The sequence below is a fragment of the Roseomonas sp. 18066 genome, assembly GCF_902706185.1.
Lineage (GTDB): Bacteria > Pseudomonadota > Alphaproteobacteria > Acetobacterales > Acetobacteraceae > Pseudoroseomonas.
Window position 1 is genome coordinate 1 of sequence record NZ_CACSJM010000299.1, and the last position, 2,021, is coordinate 2,021.

Genomic DNA, 2,021 nt, shown 5'->3' on the forward strand with positions numbered 1-2,021 from the left:
GGCTTAGCTGGCGGCATAAAAAAACGACCGCCGGAGGGTCCAAGTTATGAATCGCCGTCAATTGCTGCAGGCCAGCCTGGCTGCCGCGGCCGCGTCGCCGCTGGCCGCCCCCGCCTTGCGCGCCCAGGGCTTCGACCACACCATCCGCATCATCGTCCCCAACGCCCCGGGCGGCACCAGCGACATCCTGGCCCGCCTGCTGGCGCCGGAGCTGACCAAGGCGCTGGGCCAGTCGGTGGTGGTGGAGAACCGCGCCGGGGCCGCCGGCAATATCGGCGCCGATGCGGTCGCCAAGAGCCAGCCCGACGGCCACAGCCTGCTGCTGATGGATGTCTCGACGCTGGCGATCAACCCGGCGCTGTTCCCGCGCATCCCCTTCGACGTGCAGCGCGACCTGGCGCCGGTCTCGATGGTGATCTACGCGCCCTATCTGCTGGCCACCAAGAACGCCCTGCCGGTGACCGACGCCGCCTCGCTCGCGGCCTATCTGAAGGACAAGCGCAACAGCATCAACCTGGCCAATTCCGGCGTCGGCAGCATGACCCACCTGACGGCGGTCGAGCTCGGCGCGCATCTGGGCGGCGACCTGCTGCAGGTGCCCTATCGCGGCGGCGCCCCGGCGCTGCTGGCGGTGGCCTCGGGCGAGGCCGACATGATCATCAACGGCGCCACCGCCACCCAGCCCTATGTCGTCAACGGGCAGATGCGCGGCATCGCCGTCTCCGGCCCCCAGCGGCTGACCGCGCTGCCCAATGTGCCGACCTTCAAGGAGCTCGGCTGGCCGATGGCCGATGCCGGCACCTGGCAGGGCATCCTGGTCCAGGGCAACACGCCGAAGCCGCTGATCGAGAAGCTGGACCAGGAGCTGCGCAAGGTCGTCGCCCAGCCGGCGCTGTCCGCGCGCATCGCCGACCTCGGCGGCGTGCCGCGCACCGACGGGCCCGACCACTTCCGGACCTGGCTGACGCAGGCGACGCAGAGCTTCGGCGATATCGTGCGGAAGCATAATATCAAGCCCGAGTAAGCAAGAAGGCCGGGGGAAGGAATTCCCCCGGACCCCCATCTTCTTTCTGTTCTTGGAGACCACTGCATGACGATTGCCATGGCCGCGGGGCTGCGGCGGCCACAGGCCGAGCTCGCCTCCCTCGCCACCCGCCTCTTCGAGGCCGCAGGCATGCAGCCGGACAAAGCCGAAAGCCTCGGCCGCATCCTGGTGCTGACCGACATGATGGGCCGCTACACCCACGGCCTGGCCCAGGTGAACGCCTATCTCGAGCAGGTCGAGAATGGCGGCATGACCAGGTCCGGCGCGCCCGACATCATCCGCGACACCGGCGCCACCTTCGTCTGGGACGGCCAGTATCTGCCCGGCCCCTGGCTGGTCGAGCAGGCCATGGCCCAGGCGCTGGACCGTGTCGCCGAGCACGGCGTCGTCACCTTCGCCATGCGCCGCAGCCACCATATCGGCTGCCTCGCCGCCCTGGCCAAGCGGGCGACGGATGCCGGCTGCTTCGTCATGCTCGCCTCCTCCGGCCCGCACAGCCGCATCGTCGCCCCGCATGGCGGCAAGCAGGCGCTGTTCAGCCCCAACCCCTTCGCCATCGGCTTCCCCACCGGCGATTTCCCGGTGCTGGTCGATATCTCCGCCTCGATCACCACGGTGTCGATGACGCGCGAGAAGGTCGCCGCCGGCACCCCGTTCGAGCACGCCTGGCTGCTCGACAGCGACGGCCGCCCGACCCGCGACCCGGCGGTGATGGAGCGCGCCACCGACCGCGGCAGCCTGCTGCTGCTGGGCGGCCAGGAGGCCGGGCACAAGGGCTTCGGCCTGGCGCTGATGGTGGAGGCGCTGACCCAGGGCCTGGCCGGCCATGGCCGCCGCGACGCGCCCACCCGCTGGGGGGCGAGCGTCTACATGCAGCTGATCGACCCCGCCGCCTTCAGCGGCCGCGAGGCCTTCCTGGACCAGATGGACTTCCTGGCCGAGCGCTGCCACGCCAACGCCCCGATCGACCCCGCCC

At 70.6% G+C, this 2,021-nt stretch carries 2 protein-coding genes; both read left to right on the forward strand.

Translation table 11 applies throughout. The features are described 5' to 3' along the window. Positions 1 to 46 precede the first annotated feature (46 nt). Complete coding sequence (locus GVN67_RS28820) at positions 47 to 1,024, forward strand: tripartite tricarboxylate transporter substrate binding protein (protein ID WP_160000733.1); 978 nt, start codon at positions 47 to 49, stop codon at positions 1,022 to 1,024. A gap of 66 nt (positions 1,025 to 1,090) precedes the next feature. Next, the coding region (locus tag GVN67_RS28825; RefSeq protein ID WP_235035612.1) for an Ldh family oxidoreductase at positions 1,091 to 2,021 on the forward strand (931 nt) is incomplete at its 3' end.

Bases quoted from the DNA above. Each gene is read 5' to 3' on its own strand.
- GVN67_RS28820 (WP_160000733.1), top strand. From the start codon at position 47: ATGAATCGCCGTCAATTGCTGCAGGCCAGCCTGGCTGCCGCGGCCGCG.